We start from the raw sequence: 21,448 nt of genomic DNA on the forward strand, positions 1-21,448 counted from the left end.
AAGCGAGGATGTTCGCATAAGATCTGACGGATTAGCCACGCAAATTCAGGCGGGCGATCAGATCACGATAGCGTTCGATATCAAGCTTATTGAGATAGTTCAGTAATCCGCGGCGCTGACCGATGAGCATGTAAAGACCGCGACGGGAATGATTGTCATTCGCGTGTGTTTTTAAATGTTCCGTCAGTTCTGCAATGCGGTAGCTCAAAAGCGCAATCTGCACTTCCGGTGAGCCGGTGTCTTGCTCGTTTTTGCCATATTCCTTGATAATTTCGATTTTTTTCTCTTTTGTTAACATCTCCTCTTCCTTTCGTTCGCTACTTTCTAAGAGAGGGCTGGAGTACCGATCTCCGAGAAAGAGTACCTGTTCAATATACTCGTTTTGCATGGAAAATGCAACATTTACTTCGTAGTTAACCTTCGGGATGCGTCCTCTCCCATTCTTTTGCCCAGGCACGCAACAGATCTTCGTCTTTCTGCATCTGCTTTGAAAGCTGCGAAGGATCGTCAAAACGAATATTCTTTCGCTCAAAACGCAGAAACGACAAACGCATGGGCTTTTCATAGATGTCTTCTGAAAAATCAAAAAAATAGGTTTCGATGCGAATCTCCGTCCCCTCTTGAAATGTGGGGTTTGTGCCGACCGACGTCATACCGAAGCATTCGTGCCCGGGAAATACGCCTTTTGTCAGGTAAACCCCTTCATGCGGGATCAAATACGGAAAGGTAATGCCCAAATTTGCGGTTGCAAAGCCAAGGCCATGGCCGCGCTTTTCTCCATGCACCACTTTTCCGGATAACGTGTATGGCGTGCCGAGCATGGCATTCGCTCGCTCGATTTTTCCCTGCACAATCGCATCTCGAATGCGTGTGGAGCTGATGCGCTGTCCTTCGTATTGCACATCCTTTACCACGGTAACGTGAAACAGTCCTTCCTTCTCTGCTGCCAAAAGATCGGCAACGGACCCCGCCGCGTGAGCGCCGAAGCGATAGTCCTCCCCCACAACGACATGACGCACCTGAAAGTCGCGATGCAGGATATCGCGCATAAAAACATCCTTCGTTTGCGCAGCAAACGCTGCATCAAAGGAGCAAAGAATAATCGTCTCGATACCGCATTCGCGCAGACGTTGCTTTTTATCCTCCACACGCATGAGATAGCGCTTAGTATCCTGATCCAAAAAAGATGAGGTATGATTCTTAAAAAGCAAAACCGCCGCGGATAATTCGCTTTGCTCCGCAACAAGCTTCGCTGTAGAGAGTAATTTTTGATGTCCTAAATGGACGCCGTCGAAATTGCCTAGTGCAATCACTGTCGGCTGCTCTTGACGAAATCCACTTTGATCGTAATCCAACTCTTTCATGATATCCTATCCGTTTCGCGCGCTATTCGGCGAGCATCTTCTTCATTTTCAGCCGTTCTTGACAACAGAGTCCGATACCAAGAAACTGAGTCGCTTCATATACACGCACCAGCTTTTTCTCTCCCGGCGGAAGGTGGAATCGTTCCTTCTCTGCAAGATTTTCGCCATTTAGAGAAAGGGCAACCACCTGTCCTTGTGAAGCGCGCTCGGCTTGCTTTGCATCCAGAATGATTTCCGGGATATGCAGGAGAGCGACATCTGCAGGCTCAATATATTTTGCCGCCTCCGCACTCGACAGACCTTTTAGATTAGAGATGGGTACAGCCTTCGCGGCAGTGAATTCCCCGACCATGGTTCTTTCAAGTGCTGTCATGGTGGCATACGTACCGAGCGCCCTCCCCATGTCTGCAATCAGCTGACGGATATAGGTTCCTTTGGAACAGCGGCAACGGAAAACCGCTCCTCGGGCCGCCATTTTTTCCAAGGTTAAGGCGGAGACGGTAATTGTGCGCATGGGACGCTCTACCGATATGCCCTTGCGCGCATATTCATAAAGCTTTCTGCCTTTTACCTTGACGGCGCTATAAAGCGGCGTTTGTTGTTGAAAAGTACCGACAAAGCGTTCCACTTGCAAAAGCAGCTCTTCTTGCGTAACGTTTGTCTTTTCACTTCGAAAAACAACGGATCCCGTAGAATCTAAGGTGTCCGTTTCTTCCCCGAAGCGCATGGTAAAGACATATTCTTTTTCACCTTCGTCAAAATATTCGCTTAGACGCGTCGCTTTTCCGATCAGCACGGGCAAAACGCCTGTTGCCATAGGGTCCAACGTGCCGATGTGTCCCACACGTCGCGTGCCCAGTACACGACGAACGATGGCCACCACGTCAAACGAAGTCATATCGGCTTCTTTGTATACATTGAGAATGCCGATCATGGACGCTCGATTCCTTCCAATAGAGTGCGCAGCATGACGTAAACTTCTTGGTTCGTACCTTCTACGGTGGCGCCTGCGGCTTTTGTGTGTCCGCCTCCGCCAAGGGTTTTTGCAATCTCCGCCACGTTCACATATTCCTTGGATCGAAGACTGACTTTTTGGATGTCATGCGTCTGTTCTTTCAGGATGACAGCCACCTCCACCCCCTGCAGATTACGAAGCGTATCCACGACGCCTTCCGCTTCCGGCATCGTAAGGCCGTAGTGTTGAATCCATTCCTGCGTGATATTTGCAAGCATCACACGACCGCCGTGAAGGCTGAGTGCCTTTTCCACCACAGATCCTTCAAACGCGATGCGATTCCGATTCTCATTCTGATACTCCTGAAGATAGATGGCCTTGGCATCCGCACCGCAGTCAAGCAAATCCGCTGCCAGACGATGCGTGCGTGCACCGGACGTATCATACAAGAAGCGATTGGAATCGGTGATAATCCCTGCATAGAGCGCCGTAGCAGCATCCGACGATACCTTCCAGCCGTTTGTAAGCAGAAAGGACGCAATAATTTCACAGGTGGAAGAGGCGAGCGGATCCAAAACAGCGTAGTCACAGAAACCATCGTTCGATAAATGATGGTCGAAATTAATACTGTGCCGACTATTCTTCATCGCTATTTGCGCACGCCCCATTCGGGCTGTATCGCCGAGATCGACGCGAATGAAAAGATCGTATGTTCGCTCCTCCTCCACCGGACGAAGGCAGGAAAACCCCGGCAAATACGAAAAATGGGCAATTTTTTCCTCTGCCAACATATCCACTTTTTTACCGGCGTCTTTTAAAGCCAGGCCAAGGCCCAGGACGGAGGCATAGCTGTCCCCGTCCGGATTAACATGCCCGGCAATGGCCACCGTTTGTGCTTCTTGTAACAGGCGGTTGACGATGGCGGTATCCATCATACTTCCTCCTCCGTCTGTATGTCCGTTTCACCTCTTGCTGCTCGGCTTTCGTCATCTTGACGTAGGGTATCCGCAATAAGCTTGTCCATATACATACCATGTTCGATGGAGTCGTCCAGGTGAAATCGAAGTTCCGGAATCTGACGAAGCTTGACATGATTCGCCAGATAATTTTTTAAAAAGCCTTCGGCATTGCAAAGGCCTTCCATGGTTTGACGCTTATCCCACTCGGAGCCCATGACGCTGACATAAATATCCGCATAAGAGAGATCATTCGAGACACGCACTTCCGAAAGCGTCAGTACCGAAGCGATTTTCGGATCCTTTAATGTGAAAAAGATCGCTTCTGACAGTGCTTTTTTTACTTCTTGAGAGATACGCCCCAGACGTTTTTCTTTCATGGCGTCCTCACTTTCTGTTTTCTTTCGTAATCCATCTCCACATTATTGCGCGGGAACCTCGACCTCGTGGAAGCATTCCACCATGTCTCCGACCTTGACATCGTTATAGCGATCGATGCCGAGACCGCCCTCGAAACCGGTTGCGATTTCCTTCACGTCATCTTTGAAGCGTCGTAAGGAAGAAATCGTCCCTTCGTGAATCACCACATCATTGCGCAGCAAACGCACGCCGGCGTTGCGAACGATCTTGCCTGAGGTCACATAGATGCCGGCAACCGTACCGATGCTTGGAACCTTAAAGGTTTCACGAATCTCGCAACGTCCGAGCACCTCTTCCTTAATTGTCGGAGACAGCATGCCCTTGATGGCTTGCTCGATGTCCTCAATGGCATCGTAGATGACACGATAGGTTCGAATGTCAATTTCATCGCGTTCGGCCTGTCGAATAGCACCCTGATTCGGTCGAACATTAAAGCCGATGATGATGGCATTGGATGCCGTCGCGAGCATAACGTCGCTTTCGCTAATTCCGCCAACTGCTCCGTGAATAATGTTAACCTTGACTTCCTGATTACCCAGCTTAGCCAGTGAGCCGGCCAGGGCATCAATGGTTCCTTTCACGTCGGTTTTGACGATGAGATTGAGTTCCTTTAAACCTTCTTCGGAAATCTGCATGTGCAGATCATCCAAGGAGATATGGGTCGTTTTGTTCAAACGTTCATCCCGATTGCGCTGTGCAACCTTTTCGGCGAACCCTCTTGCCACCTTTTCGTCAGCCACTGCGTAAATGGCATCGCCCGCTTCCGGCAGATCCGAGAGGCCGGTAATTTTCACCGGCATGGAGGGACCCGCTTTATGGACTTTTTTGCCATGCGAATCAAACATCGAACGAATATGGCCGCTCACCTGACCAGACACAACATAGTCTTTATCGAAAAGCGTGCCGTTTTGCACTAAAACCGATGCGGTCGCTCCTCGTCCGCGCTCAATCTGTGATTCCAGCACGACGCCGACGGCCGCTCGATTCGGATTGGCTTTCAGTTCTTCCATCTCCGCCACCATCACGACCATCTGCAGCAAATCTTCAATCCCATCGCCCGTTTTTGCGGACAGTGGAATCATGATGACATCGCCGCCCCATTCTTCGGCAACGAGACCCTGTTCCGCCAATTCCGTCATCACGCGGTTGGGATCTGCTCCCGGACGATCCATTTTATTGATGGCAACGACGATGGGCACTTTTGCCGCCTTGGAATGGTTGATGGCTTCAATCGTCTGCGGCATGACACCATCATCCGCCGCAACAACCAGAATAACAATATCCGTCGTCTGCGCACCACGGCTACGCATTTGCGTAAACGCTTCATGGCCCGGTGTATCAATAAACGTGATGGGCTTACCGTCCACCATAGCCACGGAAGCACCGATGTGCTGCGTGATGCCGCCCGCTTCCCCGCGCGTAACGGCGGTCTTGCGGATAGCGTCCAGCAAAGAGGTCTTACCGTGGTCAACATGGCCCATGACCGTAACGACCGGCGGACGTGGTTTTAATTCGGAAGGATCATCCTGTACATTAAGAGGTTCGAAAATTTCGTCCACATCCGACGCTTCCGGCTCTGTAATCAATACGTCAAATTTTTCCGCTACCTTGGACGCGGTTTCAAAGGTGATGGATTCATTGAGGCCGGCCATAATGCCCATCTTGATCAGCTCGGTGATAATCTCCATCGAATTTTTTCGAATCGCCTTGGCAAAGTCGCCCACCGTAATTTCGGCTGGAATTTCAATGATACTGTCGATTTCATCGGCTTCCACAGGGGTCTGCACAACATTTTTATCTTTTTTCGGCGCTTTTTTTCTTTTACGCCGAGACGACACCGTTTCCTCTTTGTTTACTTCTGCCTCCATAACACGCGCCGGAACATGCTGTTTTTCCTTTTTCTTTTTATCAACATGCGGTTTGTGAACAGGCGCCTCTTCCTCTTCTTTGGAAGGATGATGTCTATCTTTTTTTGCTTCTTTCTTGCTTTCCTTGGTTCCTTCTTTTGTGCTTTCCTTTTTGTTTTCTTTTTTTGTTTCCGGTTTTGTCCCCTTTGTAGGAGCGGACTTTGGCTTTGCGCTTTTCTTCTTTGCAAAAAACGCGCGGATCAGCTCCACATCATGGTCTTGAACGGCAGACATATGCGAAGGAAACTCCAACGAAAACTCTTTTTTTACCAGCGCTCGGAAGGTACTTGTCGGCTTTCCCACTTCTTTGGCTAACTCATAAACTCTCATCTTTTACCTCGATTCCTCAATCGATCGTTTCAGCTCTTCATAAAAGGCCTCTCCTATTTGCGTCTTTAACGCGGCTTTCAAACGATTCTTCTTTTCCGCTTTTTCAATACATTCTATTGCACAGCAGAGATACGCTCCTCTGCCGTTTTGTTTTCCTGTTTTATCAATAGCGATTTCCCCGGAAGGCAGGCGAACCACGCGGAGAAGATCGGATTTTGGTTTTCGTTCCCCGCAGACAACGCATTTGCGAAGCGGTTCTTTTTTAGGCATCCTCGCCACCTTCCGCTATCGTTTCCTTCGGTTCTTCCTGCTGATCCGACGAATTCTCCTCCGGAAGGGCAAAAAGATCCAATGGCTTCTGTGATACTGTATCCGCATCAAAAGCAGAAGGATCGGCATCATATTGCGATTGCCCCTTGATATCGATCTTCCAGCCGGTCAAACGTGCCGCTAAACGCACATTTTGTCCTTCTTTACCGATGGCAAGTGAAAGCTGATCATCCGGAACGATCACGACCGCGGAATGCTCCTCCTCTTGAAGAATCACCTTGTTCACTGCCGACGGACTCAACGCGTTGGCAATAAACTGTTTCGGATCCTCACTATAGATAATGATGTCCATTTTTTCGCCGATTAACTCATCGACAATCAGATTTACGCGATTACCTTTGTAACCGACGCAAGCACCGATCGGGTCAATGTTCGGATCATGCGACCACACGGCAATTTTGGTACGCGATCCGGCTTCGCGTGACACCGAATAAATTTCAACAACTCCGTCGTTGATTTCCGGCACTTCCTGTTCAAAAAGACGTGCGACTAAATTCGGATGAGCACGAGAAAGAAGAACCTGCGGTCCGCGCGACGAAACACGCACATCGCAAACATAAAGCTTCACACGGTCTCCTACATGCAGATGCTCACGTGGAATCTGCTCTCTTTTCGTAATGACGCCTTCCGTTTTTCCAAGATTAATATAGACATTGTTGTTGTCGATGCGTTGCACGGTGCCGACAATCATTTCTTTCATGCGGTCAATATAGGCATCATAAACGGCTTCGCGCTCCGCATCGCGCAGTTTCTGAATAATGATATTTCGAGCCGTCTGGGCAGCAATGCGGCCGAAGTTATCGGGTTGCACTTCGATGCGTATACTGTCCCCTACCTGTGCCTTGGGGTAGCGCACAACCGCTTCTTCCAGGCGAATCTGTCGAATAGGATCTTCGACCTTGTCCACGACTTCCCGCAACTGATAGACGTGAAAATCGCCGGTCATCTCATCGGCAACAACTTCGACATTGGTTTCGTCCTGAAAATTCTTTTCATAGCTCTTTTCCAGTGCCTTGGCCATTGCTTCTAAAATAACCTTTTTAGAAATGCCCTTTGTATTCTGCAATTCTTCCAGGGCTTGTAATAACTCTTTGTTCATGTATTTTCTCTTTCCTCCTTACCGAATAGTCAATTGAACGCCACATACGGACGAATGGTAGAAATGTCCGCACGCAACAATCGGCGTTCGTTCTCGTTATCATTCACCACAATGGCCTCATCATCAAAGTCAACCAGCGTAGCGACCAATTGTTTGGATCCGTTTTCCTTTTTGTAAAAGCCAATCTCCACTTTCTCGCCGCAATAAATCTCCAATTGGCGATTTGTTTTTAAGGGACGCGAAAGATCTGGCGAACTGACTTCAAGCAGATAATGCTGATCAATAGGATCCCATTCATCCAATTTCGGACTCAGCACATTGCTGACCGCTTCACAGTCATCTATGGTAATACCGTCGGGATGGTAGATGAAAAAACGCAGAATATTGTCTTCCTGTTCATGTACAAACTCAACGTCCAACAACTCATAACCTGCCTCTTTCACCGCTTCGTCAAAACGCGGCCGCCAAGTCTTTATCAAACTCTGCTTCATCGGACCTCCTTCCGGTCTGAAAAAAACAAGAGCGGAGTTCCGCTCTTGTTCCATGCAACATCTATCGTTGTTATCTTACCATATTGTCGCTTGCATGACAAGGAATCTCTACTCCCATGCATCAATGAGTGGATAATGACAGTATCTCCTTTTCTCATAGGATTCCCTTCCTCGCTATTATTCTTTTGCGACAGAATTCGTACAATAGAGTACAATAGAAGCACTTTGCAAGAAGCCGTATTTCCGGCTTCTATCGACAACAGAAAGGATATCCTATGGACACCCAAAAGATTGAACAAGGCGTTCGCCTGCTTTTAGAGGGAATCGGTGAAAATCCTGATCGCGAAGGACTTCTGGAAACACCGGCACGCGTAGCCCGCGCCTGTGAGGAGCTCTTTGGCGGATTGAATTTGACGGCGGAAAACCACCTCTCCAAAACTTTTGAATTTGTAAATGACAATATCGTCATTGAAAAAAATATTCCGTTTTATTCCCTGTGCGAACATCACCTTCTCCCCTTTTATGGAGAAGTACACATTGCGTATATTCCCAATGGGAAAGTCGCCGGTCTGTCGAAGCTCGCCCGCACGGTGGAAGTGTATGCCAAGCGGCCGCAGATTCAGGAGCGCATGACACAGCAGATTGCGGAAGCGATTCGCGACTATTTGGACGCCAAGGGCGTTTTGGTTGTGGCAAAAGCAGAACATCTTTGCATGACGATGCGCGGTATCAAGAAGCCCGGCACAAAAACCGTTACGGCCTGTGCGTTAGGCAGCATCGAAGAGGATGAAACGCTGAAAAATGAAGTCTATCGGTTAATGGATTTTTAATGGATACAGTAAAACGAGCAAAAGAGCCGATGGAAAATACGAATCGGATTTATCAAGATCCGTATTATGCGACGCTTCTATCCCGTCTGGAAGAGCTGGAAAAAGAGCGCGTATTCTGTAGGCATGATCTGAACCACTTTTTAAGCGTGGGACGTATCGCCTACATTCTCTCTTTGGAAGAGGGGCTTTCTGTTTCCAAGGATGTACTCTATACCGCCGCGCTGTTGCATGATATCGGGCGTGTTGAGGAAATGACCTCCGGCCTTGCACACGATGAGGCTTCCGCAAACATTGCCGAGAAGTTTTTAGCAAACTCCACCTTTACGAATGCGGAAAAGGAAACGGTGCTTTCTCTCATTCGCAGCCATCGAAGTCTCGGCGAGAATCCGCTGACGGACCTATTTTATCGCGCCGATAAACTATCACGACCGTGTGCGCATTGTCCGGCCATCGATCTTTGTTATTGGCCGGAGGAACGAAAAAATCGAACGCTACGTTATTAGGAGGCATCATGGATCATTTGCGCATAAAAGATCTGGAAATTATGGCTTATCACGGCCTTTTTCCGGAGGAAAAAAAATTGGGACAGAAATTTCTGGTTTCTGTGGATTGCGCCTATAACATGAAATATGCTGCGGAAGACAAGGATCTGGAGCAATCCATCGATTACGGGCGTCTGTGTAAAGACATTTTCATCGAACTCACGGAAAATACGTATGATCTCATTGAAACCTGCGCCTATCGTATTTTGAAAAATATTTTTAATTTTTTCCCTTTTGTCGAAGAAGCCACCGTTTCGATTAAAAAGCCTTTTGCGCCTATTGGCTATCCTCTGGATTATCCGGAAGTATCAATCACCCGTAAAATGCGCACCTATTGGATTGCGCTCGGTACCAACCTAGGCGATCGAAGAGCGAATCTGGAGCAAGCCCTACAGGCCATGGAAGAAGCCAGCTTGACAGTGACAAAATCTTCATCCGTTTTGGAGACGAAGGCATGGGGTAAAACCGATCAGCCCGATTTTCTGAATCAGGTAGTAGAGGTTCAAAGCTTTGAAGAACCGGAAGATATGCTGACGATTTTGCAGCAGATTGAATCCGATCTGGGACGCGTTCGTCAGGAACATTGGGGCCCGCGCCCCATCGACCTGGACATCCTTTTGGTCGATCGAGAGATCATTCAGTCGGAACGCCTGACCGTTCCGCATCCGTACATGACAGAACGCGCCTTTGTACTGGATCCGTTAAACGAAATTGCCCCCTTCGTTCTTCATCCGGTGCGCCAAAAAGCCATACGAGAGCTCTATCAAGAATTGCATCAACAGGAATAAAAAACAAAAGCAAAAAAGACGGTGAATTGATTCACCGCCTTTTTTATTCTCTATCGTATTTTTATCGGGTATAGCCCCCGAAATTGATGTCTTCCTGTTGATCCGCCAAACGAACCGCATCCGCAACCATCGCCGCCATACGATGCTCGGCCACCGTATGCACACGAACGACCTCTACGCCTTCTCGAGCGGCCAAGGCCGTAAGGATGGCCGAAGCGACGTCGCGATTACGGAATCCTTCCTCCGTATCCGGATCGACACAATAGCCCGCCTCCTGCAACATATTGACAATGAAGCGCTTTCGGGAAACACCAAGGAAAATACCGTAGCCCATGGCATGCAGATCCGCTACATGCTGGATCAGACGCAAATTATCGCGTTTGGAAAGGCCAAAGCCGATGCCCGGATCGAGAAGAATATGTTCCTGCGGAATGCCGGCTTCTTTCGCAATCGCCAGGCTTCGCTCGAGATAACGATGAAGCAAAACAAGAATGTCTTCTTCCGTCGCGGCCTCTCGTTTTTCATCTTCCGTGAAGGCTTTGCCTTCCCCGAAAGTCGGAAACTTTTTGCTGTTGGGATGATCCGGACGGATGACGACCGGATTAAACATCGCGATGAGTCCCGCCTGCTTTTCGGCAATAACCTTTGCCATATCTTCATCGCCGATAAGCCCTGTAATATCGTTGATGATATCGCACCCTGCCTCTAACGCCGCCTTTGCCACCGGCGCCTTCCAGGTATCCACCGAAATCAACGCATCTGTTTTTTTGCGCAGTGCTTGGATCACCGGTACAACACGACCGATTTCTTCCTCGATTGCAATGTAATGCGAGCCCGGGCGAGTGGATTCCCCACCGATATCCAGAATATCCGCACCTTCGTCTAAAAGAGCAAGCGCATGGTTCACCGCTTTTTCCGTCGTGTCCCATTTTCCGCCGTCCGAAAAGGAATCCGGCGTAACATTGACGATGGCACAGATCCGACAAGCATCGCCTGGCTTAAATTGATGATGACCGATCTGAAAAATTGGATTCTGTTGCATGCTATTCTCCTTCGTGTTTGAGATAGGTGCGCACGTGTCCGATCATATAGAGCGACCCTACGAAGACCACGGCGCTATTTTGGGTCGTGCAATAGTTTTTTGCTGCACTCCAGGCTTCTTCCAAGCTCTCGCATGGAGTGGCCTCACGCCCGCGTTGACGAATCTCTTCCGCCAATTCCGATGCCGGCATGGCGCGCGGATTATCCGGTGTAAGCGTGACTACGTGCTTTGCCAACGGCAAAAATAAATCGAGCATTTTGTCAATCTCTTTATCCGCCAAAATTCCCAACACCATAACGAGTTGTCGATCCCCTAAAAAGTCCTTCACGGATTGCGCGAACAGACGTGCCCCGCCGGGATTGTGTGCGCCGTCTAAGATGGTGAGCGGAGAGTCCAGAACCTTTTCAAAGCGCCCCTTCCAGGCGGTTTTCTGTAAGCCGCGCAGAATCACATCATCATCAAGAGCAATTTTACCGTTTTTACGCAATAAGGTTATTGCGCTGAGAGCCATGATGGCGTTGGGCATCTGATAGTCCCCCATCATGGAGAGCGAAATCGGCCAGGTCTTTCCTTCAGCATCCGTCCAAGTGAAGCGCTGTCCGTTAAGCGAGGTGCTTTGAACCCTGATAGAGCTGAAATCCGGCTTACAGATCGGCGCATTGCGGCGTTCTGCAACCGCTTCTACGGTTTCTTCCACTTCCTTTTCCTGCGAATATAACACAACGGGACAGCCGGATTTAATAATGCCTGCTTTCTCGCCGGCAATGGCGGATAAGGTGTTTCCGAGATACTTGGTGTGGTCCAACGAAATGGAACAGATGAGACTCACCCACGGTTTTTCGATAATGTTCGTCGCATCGAGACGCCCTCCCATGCCGACTTCCAGGACAACCATATCCACCTCGGCCTCCTGAAAGCAGAGAAAGGCAAGCGCCGTTTCCAGCTCAAACTGACTGGGCAAGTTCGCTCCGTCCTTTTTCATCTCTTCTACCGCCTGCTGAACGCGTGCAGTATTACGAATAATGGCATCATCCGAAATGGGAACATTATTTATTTGAATGCGCTCATTAAAGCGTTCCAGTGCAGGCGACGTATAAAGCCCCACGTGATAGCCGGCCTCGATCAGAATGGTCGACAGAAAGGCTGCTGTAGACCCCTTTCCATTTGTTCCTGCAATATGAAGATACGGCATATTTTTTTGCGGATCTCCGAGACGGCGCAGGAGATCGCGTACCGTGTCCAGCCCCAGTTTTACGCCGAATTTAGCCTGTTGTTCATAAAACGCAATGCTTTGTTCAATCGTCATATCCAGCTCCTTTCGCTGTCTTCCCTCATTATAAGCACCGCGGAATAAAAGAAAAGCGTTTATTAAAATCCCGGTAGAAAACTCATCTGGTTGCTTTCGGGAAGGTCATTCAAAAGTCCGTGATCCACCAACGATTGAAATGCGCTTCGCGGAATTTTCGTGCGCTGCTTAAAGTCCGAACGGGAAAGAAATTCTCCACCCTGCATTGCCGATTTGATGGATTCCGCGTTGCTTTCGGAGACATCATCCAGCGCGGCCAGAGGCGGAAGAACCGCATTCGACCCTGCCGTACGAAACACGGTTGCATCGGAGGTTTCTCGACTCGGTGCAGCAAAGGACAAGCCGCGTGCGAACATTTCCTCAATAATCTCCCATAAGGCCCATTTTCCGCCGTCAATCGCTTCCCCTGCCTCTTTTGCCGTTTCCAATTCCTTCATGCGCGTCTGCGCTTCCTCCAGCGACGACACGAGAAACGACGAAGAGAAAAGACTCAGATGTTGTGTGAAATAGGTGGCATAGAACGCTGCCGGCTGATGCACCTTAAACCAGGCAATGCGATAGCTCATCATGACGTAGGCGGTGGCATGCGATTTCGGAAACATGTACTTAATGCGCTGACAGGAATCAATGTACCAATCCGGAACATGGTGTTCCTTCATGTGCTCCGTCACACCTTCCGGAATTCCTTTGCCTTTGCGGACCGATTCCATGGTTTTAAAGCTTTCCAACTTATCCATGCCCATGTAAATCAGATAGTTCATGATATCGTCACGAGTACAAATGGCATTGCGCAGTGTCGTTTTACCGTTTCGTATGAGTTCCTCCGCATTGTTGAGCCAAACATCGGTGCCATGTGAAAGGCCGGAGATGCGACAAAGCTCCCCGAAGGTCGTCGGCATGGTATCTTTCAGCATACCGCGCACGAAGTTGGTACCGAATTCCGGAATGCCCAACGTGCCATCCGCGCTGTTGGAATACGGGTGTATCGCTTTCAAAGATTCCGTGGAACGAAAGAGCGACATCGTGTCGGCATCGTCAAAGCAAATGGTCAGCGGATTGATGCCTGTCATCTCCTCCAGCTGACGAATGATCGTGGGACTCGTGTGCCCCAGCTCATCCAACTTCAACAGGCAATGATCCAGGTTGTTATAGCTGAAATGTGTTGTGCGCACATCGCTTTTCACATCATCCGCCGGATACTGAATCGGCGTAACATCGGTAATATCCATTTGTTTCGGCACGATCATCAGTCCGCCGGCATGCTGACCGGTCGTGCGTTTCGTTCCTTCCATCGTATGCTGCAGCGCGCGGATACGCGCCGCCGATAGCTGTTTCTCCTCCTCCGGCACATACGGTTGCTCGACATATTTTCGAATAAAGCCGTAAGCGGTTTTTTCCTGTACACCGGAAATCGTTCCGGCACGAAATACCTTGCCTTCTCCGAAAAGCTCTTCGGTATATTTATGGATGGTGGGCATATAAACGCCGGCAAAATTCAAATCAATATCCGGTTCCTTGTCGCCGTTAAAGCCTAAGAAAACTTCAAAAGGAATGGTATGTCCATCACGCTCCATTGGCGTATTGCACTGGGGGCAATTCTTCGGCGGCAAGTCAAAGCCTGATTCCACCGAGCCGTCCTCGATGAATTCGCTGTGACGACAATGCGGACACACATAGTGCGGAACCAGCGGATTCACCTCGGTGATATCCGCCATGGTGGCGACAAAGGAGCTGCCGACCGATCCACGCGAACCTACCAGATAGCCGTCACGATTGGATTTTTGGACAAGACGTCTGGCAATCACATAAAGCGACGAGTAGCCGTTGGAAATGATGGAATCCAACTCCTTTTCTAATCTGGCGCGAACCAACTCGGGAAGCGGAGAACCATAGCGTTTTTCTGCATTGGCATAAGAAGACGTGCGCAGCTCCTCTGCCGCACCTTCCAATTCCGGCGAATACGTTTCAGAAGGAATCGGTGCTATAGATTCAAACGCATCCGCAAAACGCCTAGGCGCCTTAACGACGATTTCTTCCACCGTTTCCTGTGGAAGAAACGAAAAAGCCTTCTTCATTTCAACAGTATTGAGAAGACGAAAACGCCCATTTTCATCAAAGTCTACATTGCGCTGGTAATTGACCAGAATATTGCGTGCCAGTCGATCGCCCGGATCCAGATAACTTGGTGTTCCGATGGCAATGACCGGTTTCTGTTCCCTCTTTCCTAACTCTACAAGACGACGGATAATGCGCTGCATATGCGCTTCATCTGCCACAAGTTCCTTACGAAGAGCGGTTGGTGTAAACAGCGGAGGCTGCACCACAAACACATCTACATCCTTTGCTACTGCTCGGATATAGTCCTCAGGCATATCTTCCGCAATCGCCTCAAAAAGCTTCGAGCCGATGAATCCGGAAGCGGTAAGAAGCCCTTCTCTCTTTTCCCGCAGGAGTTTTTCGGGAAGGCCGGGACGGCCATAGTCGAAAAAGTCGATATTGGCGGAAGAGATGAGCTCATACATATTTTTCAGTCCGCTGCGCTTCGGACAATACACAAGAAGCTCCGATTCCCGGTGGCGCGAAATCGGAAAGGAAGACGGCGTTCGATTCATATCCGTAAGCGGTATGCCAAGCCCCTGCCATTCCTCCCATAGGCGCAAAAAGGCCGCACCGGTCGCCGTGGCGTCGTCAATCGCGCGATGATGATGGAATTGCGGTACGTGCAGTTCTTTTGTAATCGTATCCAGCTTGTGATTCTTAAATTCCGGATGCAAGCAGCGCGCCAGCCATAACGTATCCATCCAAACGGGCTCTACGGAAAGACCTAATCGTTTGGCATTTTCTCGGATAAAGCCGACATCGAAGCGAGCATTGTGCGCCACCCAGATACTGTTTTTTGCAAATTCCAAAAAGCGTGGAAGGACGTCCTCAATCGGTGGCGCACCGGCGACCATCGCATCGGTAATGGAGGTCAACTCGGTAATGCGCTCCGGAATGGATCGCTTCGGATTCACAAAAGCGGAAAACTCATCGACCTTTTGACCATCCTCATAGCGAACAGCGCCGATTTCAATAATGGCTTCGCTGTAACGAGAAAATCCGGTCGTTTCCAGGTCGAAGACGGTAAAGGCTTTCGGCTCATCTGGAAGCGAAACATGATAGGGATTGGATAAAATGTCCAGTTCATCTTCCAAAAGCTTCGTCTGCACGCCATAAAGAACTTTGATATCTGTCCCTTTAACCGCTTTGGCAATCAAAGGATAGGCTTGTAGGGATCCCACATCCGCAATGCCGACGGCGGTATGCCCCCAGGCCTTCAGTCTCTTCACTAAATTCTCCGCATCGATGGTTCCTTCCATCATGCTCATTTGGGTATGCACCGCCAACTCTACACGCTTCTCCGCCGCCGGATCCGTTATCGGCTCTTCCGTGGCCGGCCGACCGCCATTGGTCATAAACAAAAGCTGATTCGCGTAGCTGTCAAACTGCAATTGTCCGCGAACACAGACAAAATTGCCTTTAACCAGTACGGCGCGCACGCTGTCCGCTTCTTTTTCCTTCGCAAAATATTTTCCGCTGAGCGCCCCCCCATCCCGAGAAAACAGATCATAACGAAAAATGATGCTGCCGGATTTCGTAGAGATTTCTTCCACATTTTGCACCGTTCCCCGCGTCATAATTTTTTTGGCTCCCTGCGTGACCGCTGCCAAGGGAAGTAGCTCTTCCTTCTTGGCAAAACGCCCAAATTGCAATGTGGGGGTGTCATTTTTTTGCTTATGTTCTCCGTTTCCAGACAGACGAATGGGTTCTTCATAGAGGGGTTGAATGGAAGGAGACGGCCCTTCTGCCATTTGCCATGCTACTGCAACCTTCGTTCGATAGCGCTTTGCTAAAGCCTGCGAAATAGCCTCCATCGTATCTGCGGAAGGCGTCTCACCAACAAAAAGAAAGCGCGCCAGAGAGCTTTTGGGATCATAGCGCACTTCATGCAGCGAATAATCCAAAAAAGGCTCCTCCGGCTCGCCCGAGCGATTCAATAAAGCATACAATTGCATGTCAGTTCTCCATCCGTTGTATTTCATCTAATAGAGCTTCTAAGAGCTGCTCTTCCGGCACTTGGCGTATCACTTTTCCTTTTTTAAAAATCACGCCGCTTCCGTTGTTTCCGGCAATACCGATATCCGCTTCTCTTGCTTCTCCGGGGCCGTTTACCGGACACCCCATGATGGCAACGCGTAAATTTTTATGTTGGGCGGCCAACGCTTTTTCCGCCTTAGAAACCAGCGAAAGCAGATCAATCTTTGTTCGCGCGCAGGTCGGACAGGAGATAAGCTCCACGCCTTCCTGCCGCAAGCCTAGAACCTTCAGCATTTCCACGCCAAGACGTACTTCTTCCACGGGATCCCCGGTAAGGGAAACGCGGATGGTGTCGCCGATGCCACGCAGGAGAAGCGCGCCAATTCCCATGGCGGACTTGACCGTCCCGGTATAGAGCGGGCCGGCCTCCGTCACACCAATGTGCAAGGGATAGTCAGAAAGTGTGGAGAACAGGGCATTGGCATCGACCATCGTCCGTACATCGCTCGATTTGATGGAAACTTTCATTTGCTCATAACCAAATTGTTCTACACGGCGTATTTCTTCCAGCGCACTGTAGACGAGCGACTCGACGTTTACCCCGTGATATTTTTCAATCATGCTCTGATGAACGGATCCCGAATTCACACCGATGCGAATCGGAATGCTTTTCGCTTTGCAGGCCTTGACCACTTGCTCGACCTTGTCGTCTTCCCCGATGTTTCCTGGATTGATTCGAAGGCAATCGCAACCGTATTCGACGGCATAGAGTGCTAAGCGATAATCAAATTGAATGTCGGCAACAAAGGGAATATGCGTACGTTCTTTGATCTGTGGAATCGCCTGGGCATCCGCGAGAGAATTCACGGCACTGCGTGAAATGTCGCAACCGGCTTCTTCAAAGGCAAGAATTTGCGCTACTGTCGCATCCACATCCTTTGTATCGGTATTGGTCATAGATTGTACACTAATGGGCGCATCGCCACCGACCGGAACGTCGCCCACGAAGATCTGTTTTGTTTTTACGCGCATGGAGTTTCCCTTCTATTTCCGATTGGCGCATGCCTTTAACGCATTTTTTATGGGGTTTGTAAGAATCGTTGTGCCACGATCATATTAAACGAAGAATATCCTTAAACGAAACAAATAGAATTAAGCCGATCAAAAGTGCAAAGCCGGCCACCTTAATTCCATTTTCCACCTTCATGCTGAGAGGCTTTCCACGCAATTTTTCGAGGGCAATGAGCCAGAGCGTGAAGCCGTCCAAGGCGGGAATCGGCAAAAGATTAAAAAAGGCTAAATTCAACGAAATATAGCCTGTAAAAAATAAAAGCTGCGAAAACCCTTTTTGAGCGGCCTGCCCAATCATGCTGACAACACCGATGGGCCCGGAGAGCGCATTAATCGAAAGTGCTCCTGTAAAGAGACGCTGTAAAATCGTGAACAGGGAGAATAAGGTATCCCACAACATCGACCAAGCCGCGCCGAACGCACCCAGAAAATCGCTCTTACGTTGCATAGTAATGCCCAAAAGCACTTTTCCCTGCTCAATATCCGGCTGTACGGCAATCGTTTTGGAGGTGTTGTCACGCAAAACGGTCACCTGTACGGGTCTGGTAAGATCGGTGTGACGTTGCAAAAGATCCACCAGCTGTTTTCCGGATGTAACATTTTCTCCGTCAATGGCCGTAATGCGATCTCCCCCCTGCATGCCGGCTTCAGCGGCGGGTGAATTCACGGAAAAATCTTGCACGACCGGGACGGCAACTCCCTGCACGCCCAGAAAAAGCACAAAGCAAATATATGCGATGACGAGATTCATCATCGGTCCGGCCAAAATGGTCAAAAACCGTTGACCCGGTTTGGCATTGGTAAAACTCGCCTCGTCATCCGACGCTTCGTCTTCGCCCTCCATAGCGCAGTATCCGCCCAAAGGAAGTGCACGAAGAGAATAGGTCGTCTCTCCTTTTGCTTTTTGCCAGAGCGCAGGGCCCATACCCACGGAGAACTCCAGAACGCGAATGCCTACCCATTTAGCAACGGAAAAATGCCCCAATTCATGAAAGACAATCACGATTAAAAATACCAATAAGGCAAGGATAATCGTCATAGATACTCCTGACTATTTCATCACAAAGCGCATCATCAGCCAAACAGCAGGTAATGCAAACTGAACAGAATCAAAACGATCCATGATGCCGCCATGTGCTTTGAGCAACGTTCCAAAATCTTTGATATTCATTTTACGCTTCAATCTTGAAGCGAATAAGTCGCCCAGTTGCGAACAGACGGATCCGACCGCAGTGATAAAAACCAGCTGCTGCACCGTGAGAGCCGAAAAAAACAAGGGGCGAAACAGCAGCGCCAAGGCTAATGCACCAAGCAGCCCTCCAACGGCCCCTTCTCTTGTTTTTTTGGGACTGATGGCGGTCAATGGCGTTTTACCAAAGAAATAGCCACTCAGATATGCCATCGTATCCGTTCCCCACGAAACGCAAATGACCAAGAGCAGGCTGTTTGGCATTTTCGCAGGAAAGAGCAACGCAAAGGCGCTGAAAAAAGAGATGTAGATGACAACAAACAGCGTCAAAAACAAGTCCTCAAATTCGCGATAAGGATGAACAACGGACAACACAAAAAGGAACATGAAAAAAGCGACCGATCCCGCAACCAATAGCTCCGGGAGACGCAAATATGCGAAAATTTGAAAAAATGCATTGCCAACAAGGGTGATGATGCGATTTCGGCCCTTGTTATCAGGATCTAAACAGGCAAAAAGCTCATAAATTTCCAACGAGCTCAGCAAAAGCATGAAAAAGAGCAGTAAGACCTTCGATCGTGACAGGATGACGCCCAGTGTAATCAACAAAAGCAATGCGCCAACCAAGAATCGTTCTCTAAAGCTTTTCATCAAACACCTCCGAATCGTCGGTTGCGCGTATTAAACCAACGAATCGCCTCCTCCAGATCCGCCGGATGAAAGTCGGGCCAGAGCGTATCCGTAAAGTAAAATTCCGTATAGGCCAACTGCCAAAGCATAAAATTCGACAAGCGTTTCTCTCCCCCTGTACGAATAAGAAGATCGACGGGCGGAAGAGATGCCGTATCCAAATGACTGTTTATGGTTTCTACATCGAACTCTTCCGCAGAAATTCCTTCGTCGAGCGCTCGACGTACAGCGCGCACAATTTCATCACGTCCGCCATAGTTTAGACCAATGTTTACGATGACGCCGTCATTCTTTTCCGTGCGTTTTAAAGCCATTTGTACGCTCTGTCGCGTGGCAAAAGGCAGACGACCGATATCGCCCATAATGCGAAGACGAACGTGACGCTGCATAAACTCGTCAATATACATCTGAAAAAAGCGCACTAAAAGCCGCATGAGGCCGGTAACCTCCTGCTCCGAACGCTTCCAGTTTTCAGTCGAGAAGACATAGAGGCTCAATACCTCTATACCAATCTCCTGTGCATATCGCGCGATCGTTACCATGTTTTGAGCACCCGCCTCGTGTCCCGCATTGCGCTCCAAGCCGCGAGCGGTTGCCCATCGTCCATTGCCGTCCAAAATGATCGCAACATGTTTCGGCGTTTCAGCCATGCCTCTCCCCTTTTCTTTGGCGATTTAGCCGCCATAGAAGAGGCGGTAACCGTCGATGAAAATTAGATTTCCATCAATTCCTTTTCTTTTTCCTTGCCGATGCCATCCAGTTCTTTTATGAACTGATCCGTCAGCTTCTGCAGATCCTGCTCTTCCGTATGGCGTTCATCTTCTGAAAACTCTTTTTCTTTCTCAGCTTTCGCGATGGCCTCCATCCCTTCACGACGAATATTTCGCACCGAAACGCGCGCCAATTCGAGGCGTTTGTTCATGTCTTTGACCAAGTCTTTACGCCGTTCCTCTGTCAGCGGCGGAAATGGAAGGCGAATCAGTTTTCCATCATTACTCGGAGTTATGCCGATATCTGACGCCAGGATGGCCTTTTCGATCAGCGGGATATTTTTTGCATCCCAGGGTTGAATCGTAATCATTCGTGCTTCCGGAACCGTAATCGTCGCTGCATGTGCAATAGGAGTGGGTGTTCCAAAGTATTCAAAGGTAATGTCATCTAAAATTCGTGGATTCGCGCGACCGGCACGAATCTTGGATAAATCCTCGCGAAACGCGAGGACCGCTTTTTCCATATCTTTTTTGTATTCGCTCTGCTGATACATGCTCTTCTCCTTACTCTCACCCGGTAATAATCGTTCCGATCGATTCGCCCTTGGCCACACGCACCATATTTTCCGGCTCGTCGATTCCAAAAACAATAATGGGCATATTATTTTCCATGGCCAAGGAAGTTGCCGTAGAATCCATAACCGCCAGTCGTCGTTGTAGAACCTCATCGTACGTGAGGTGGTCGAATTTTACCGCATCCTGAAAGCGATTGGGATCTTTATCGTAGACACCATCCGTCCCTTTTTTCCCGATCAAAATGCAGTCTGCATCGATTTCACAAGCACGAAGCGCTGCTGTAGTATCGGTGGAAAAGTACGGAAGGCCGGTGCCCGCAGCAAAGATGACGATGCGACCTTTCTCAATATGGCGCATCGCACGTCGACGAATATACGGCTCTGCGACCTCCTGCATCTGAATCGCGGTCTGCACCCGCGTTTCGACGCCGATGGCTTCAAGGGAAGCCTGCACCCGCAATGCGTTGATTACTGTGCCTAGCATGCCCATATGGTCAGACTGTGCACGCTCAATGGATCCGGAACTGCGGCCGCGCCAGAAATTTCCGCCCCCGACAACAATTGCGATTTCAAAGCCCATGTCGTGCACGCCCTTAATGGCGGCGCAGATTCGATCGACTGTGGCATCGTCGAGGCCATTGTGAGCTTCTCCGGCGAGGGCCTCGCCGCTCAGCTTTAATACGATCCTCTTGTAATTCAGCATAGTCACCTCCGTCTGGTATCAATTCTACATGGGATGAGAACGTTTTTCAAATACTCCTGCGCATAAAAAAAGA

General features: G+C 49.3%; 21 protein-coding genes. 3 read left to right on the forward strand and 18 right to left on the reverse strand.

Annotation, left to right across the window (positions count from 1 at the left end; genetic code table 11):
• Nucleotides 1-31 precede the first annotated feature (31 nt).
• The 9 genes from rpsO to FXY30_RS05230 form a co-directional block, all read right to left on the reverse strand.
• The gene (rpsO, locus tag FXY30_RS05190) at nucleotides 32-298 is read right to left on the reverse strand and encodes a 30S ribosomal protein S15 (RefSeq protein WP_071705618.1); all 267 of its coding nucleotides are present in this window, start codon (nucleotides 296-298) and stop codon (nucleotides 32-34) included.
• Nucleotides 299-413: 115 nt separating this feature from the next.
• Nucleotides 414-1,364, reverse strand: coding sequence for a riboflavin biosynthesis protein RibF (gene ribF / locus FXY30_RS05195; protein ID WP_071705619.1), 951 nt, complete (start codon nucleotides 1,362-1,364; stop codon nucleotides 414-416).
• A 22-nt stretch (nucleotides 1,365-1,386) separates the two neighbouring features.
• Nucleotides 1,387-2,298, reverse strand: a complete 912-nt coding sequence (gene truB, locus FXY30_RS05200) for a tRNA pseudouridine(55) synthase TruB (protein WP_071705620.1) — start codon at nucleotides 2,296-2,298, stop codon at nucleotides 1,387-1,389.
• On the reverse strand, nucleotides 2,295-3,254 hold the full coding sequence (locus FXY30_RS05205) for a DHH family phosphoesterase (RefSeq protein WP_071705621.1): 960 nt from the start codon (nucleotides 3,252-3,254) through the stop codon (nucleotides 2,295-2,297). Before FXY30_RS05205 ends, truB begins: the two co-directional genes overlap by 4 nt.
• On the reverse strand, nucleotides 3,251-3,655 hold the full coding sequence (gene rbfA, locus FXY30_RS05210) for a 30S ribosome-binding factor RbfA (protein WP_071705622.1): 405 nt from the start codon (nucleotides 3,653-3,655) through the stop codon (nucleotides 3,251-3,253). Before rbfA ends, FXY30_RS05205 begins: the two co-directional genes overlap by 4 nt.
• Before the next feature lie 42 nt (nucleotides 3,656-3,697).
• On the reverse strand, nucleotides 3,698-5,932 hold the full coding sequence (gene infB / locus FXY30_RS05215; RefSeq protein ID WP_071705623.1) for a translation initiation factor IF-2: 2,235 nt from the start codon (nucleotides 5,930-5,932) through the stop codon (nucleotides 3,698-3,700).
• 3 nt (nucleotides 5,933-5,935) lie between these two features.
• Nucleotides 5,936-6,202, reverse strand: coding sequence for an RNase P modulator RnpM (gene rnpM / locus FXY30_RS05220; protein ID WP_071705624.1), 267 nt, complete (start codon nucleotides 6,200-6,202; stop codon nucleotides 5,936-5,938).
• Nucleotides 6,195-7,361, reverse strand: coding sequence for a transcription termination factor NusA (nusA, locus tag FXY30_RS05225; RefSeq protein WP_071705625.1), 1,167 nt, complete (start codon nucleotides 7,359-7,361; stop codon nucleotides 6,195-6,197). Before nusA ends, rnpM begins: the two co-directional genes overlap by 8 nt.
• A 29-nt stretch (nucleotides 7,362-7,390) precedes the next feature.
• Complete coding sequence (locus FXY30_RS05230) at nucleotides 7,391-7,852, reverse strand: ribosome maturation factor RimP (RefSeq protein ID WP_071705626.1); 462 nt, start codon at nucleotides 7,850-7,852, stop codon at nucleotides 7,391-7,393.
• A gap of 275 nt (nucleotides 7,853-8,127) precedes the next feature.
• Between FXY30_RS05230 and folE the strand changes: the two genes are divergently transcribed.
• Genes folE through folK form a run of 3 tightly spaced genes read left to right on the forward strand, consistent with a single transcriptional unit; the run spans nucleotide 8,128 to nucleotide 10,012 of the window.
• Nucleotides 8,128-8,682, forward strand: coding sequence for a GTP cyclohydrolase I FolE (gene folE, locus FXY30_RS05235; RefSeq protein ID WP_071705627.1), 555 nt, complete (start codon nucleotides 8,128-8,130; stop codon nucleotides 8,680-8,682).
• Nucleotides 8,682-9,185: an HD domain-containing protein gene (locus tag FXY30_RS05240; protein WP_232009046.1), complete on the forward strand. Its 504-nt coding sequence runs from the start codon at nucleotides 8,682-8,684 to the stop codon at nucleotides 9,183-9,185. The genes folE and FXY30_RS05240 overlap by 1 nt, the downstream gene beginning before the upstream one ends.
• An 8-nt stretch (nucleotides 9,186-9,193) precedes the next feature.
• On the forward strand, nucleotides 9,194-10,012 hold the full coding sequence (gene folK / locus FXY30_RS05245; RefSeq protein WP_071705628.1) for a 2-amino-4-hydroxy-6-hydroxymethyldihydropteridine diphosphokinase: 819 nt from the start codon (nucleotides 9,194-9,196) through the stop codon (nucleotides 10,010-10,012).
• Nucleotides 10,013-10,073: 61 nt separating this feature from the next.
• Here folK and folP read toward each other — a convergent pair whose 3' ends face one another.
• The 9 genes from folP to pyrH all read right to left on the reverse strand — a co-directional run bounded on the left by folP (nucleotide 10,074) and on the right by pyrH (nucleotide 21,375).
• Entirely contained in the window at nucleotides 10,074-11,054 is a 981-nt protein-coding gene (gene folP / locus FXY30_RS05250) for a dihydropteroate synthase (protein WP_083428224.1), read from the reverse strand.
• 1 nt (nucleotide 11,055) lies between these two features.
• Nucleotides 11,056-12,360, reverse strand: a complete 1,305-nt coding sequence (locus FXY30_RS05255; protein ID WP_071705629.1) for a bifunctional folylpolyglutamate synthase/dihydrofolate synthase — start codon at nucleotides 12,358-12,360, stop codon at nucleotides 11,056-11,058.
• Between the two features lie 62 nt (nucleotides 12,361-12,422).
• Nucleotides 12,423-16,415 carry a PolC-type DNA polymerase III gene (locus FXY30_RS05260; RefSeq protein WP_071705630.1) on the reverse strand — a complete coding sequence of 1,331 codons (3,993 nt, stop codon included), beginning with the start codon at nucleotides 16,413-16,415 and terminating at the stop codon, nucleotides 12,423-12,425.
• Between the two features lies 1 nt (nucleotide 16,416).
• Nucleotides 16,417-17,469 carry a flavodoxin-dependent (E)-4-hydroxy-3-methylbut-2-enyl-diphosphate synthase gene (ispG, locus tag FXY30_RS05265; RefSeq protein ID WP_071705631.1) on the reverse strand — a complete coding sequence of 351 codons (1,053 nt, stop codon included), beginning with the start codon at nucleotides 17,467-17,469 and terminating at the stop codon, nucleotides 16,417-16,419.
• A 79-nt stretch (nucleotides 17,470-17,548) separates the two neighbouring features.
• Complete coding sequence (gene rseP / locus FXY30_RS05270; RefSeq protein WP_071705632.1) at nucleotides 17,549-18,547, reverse strand: RIP metalloprotease RseP; 999 nt, start codon at nucleotides 18,545-18,547, stop codon at nucleotides 17,549-17,551.
• Between the two features lie 12 nt (nucleotides 18,548-18,559).
• The gene (locus tag FXY30_RS05275; protein ID WP_071705633.1) at nucleotides 18,560-19,348 is read right to left on the reverse strand and encodes a phosphatidate cytidylyltransferase; all 789 of its coding nucleotides are present in this window, start codon (nucleotides 19,346-19,348) and stop codon (nucleotides 18,560-18,562) included.
• Entirely contained in the window at nucleotides 19,348-20,037 is a 690-nt protein-coding gene (gene uppS / locus FXY30_RS05280; RefSeq protein WP_071705634.1) for a polyprenyl diphosphate synthase, read from the reverse strand. The genes FXY30_RS05275 and uppS overlap by 1 nt, the downstream gene beginning before the upstream one ends.
• A 62-nt stretch (nucleotides 20,038-20,099) precedes the next feature.
• Complete coding sequence (gene frr, locus FXY30_RS05285; protein ID WP_071705635.1) at nucleotides 20,100-20,651, reverse strand: ribosome recycling factor; 552 nt, start codon at nucleotides 20,649-20,651, stop codon at nucleotides 20,100-20,102.
• Between the two features lie 16 nt (nucleotides 20,652-20,667).
• On the reverse strand, nucleotides 20,668-21,375 hold the full coding sequence (gene pyrH / locus FXY30_RS05290; RefSeq protein WP_071705636.1) for a UMP kinase: 708 nt from the start codon (nucleotides 21,373-21,375) through the stop codon (nucleotides 20,668-20,670).
• Nucleotides 21,376-21,448 lie beyond the last annotated feature (73 nt).

It is taken from the genome of Murdochiella vaginalis, from assembly GCF_902381775.1.
In the GTDB taxonomy this organism is placed as follows: Bacteria; Bacillota; Clostridia; order Tissierellales; family Peptoniphilaceae; genus Murdochiella; species Murdochiella vaginalis.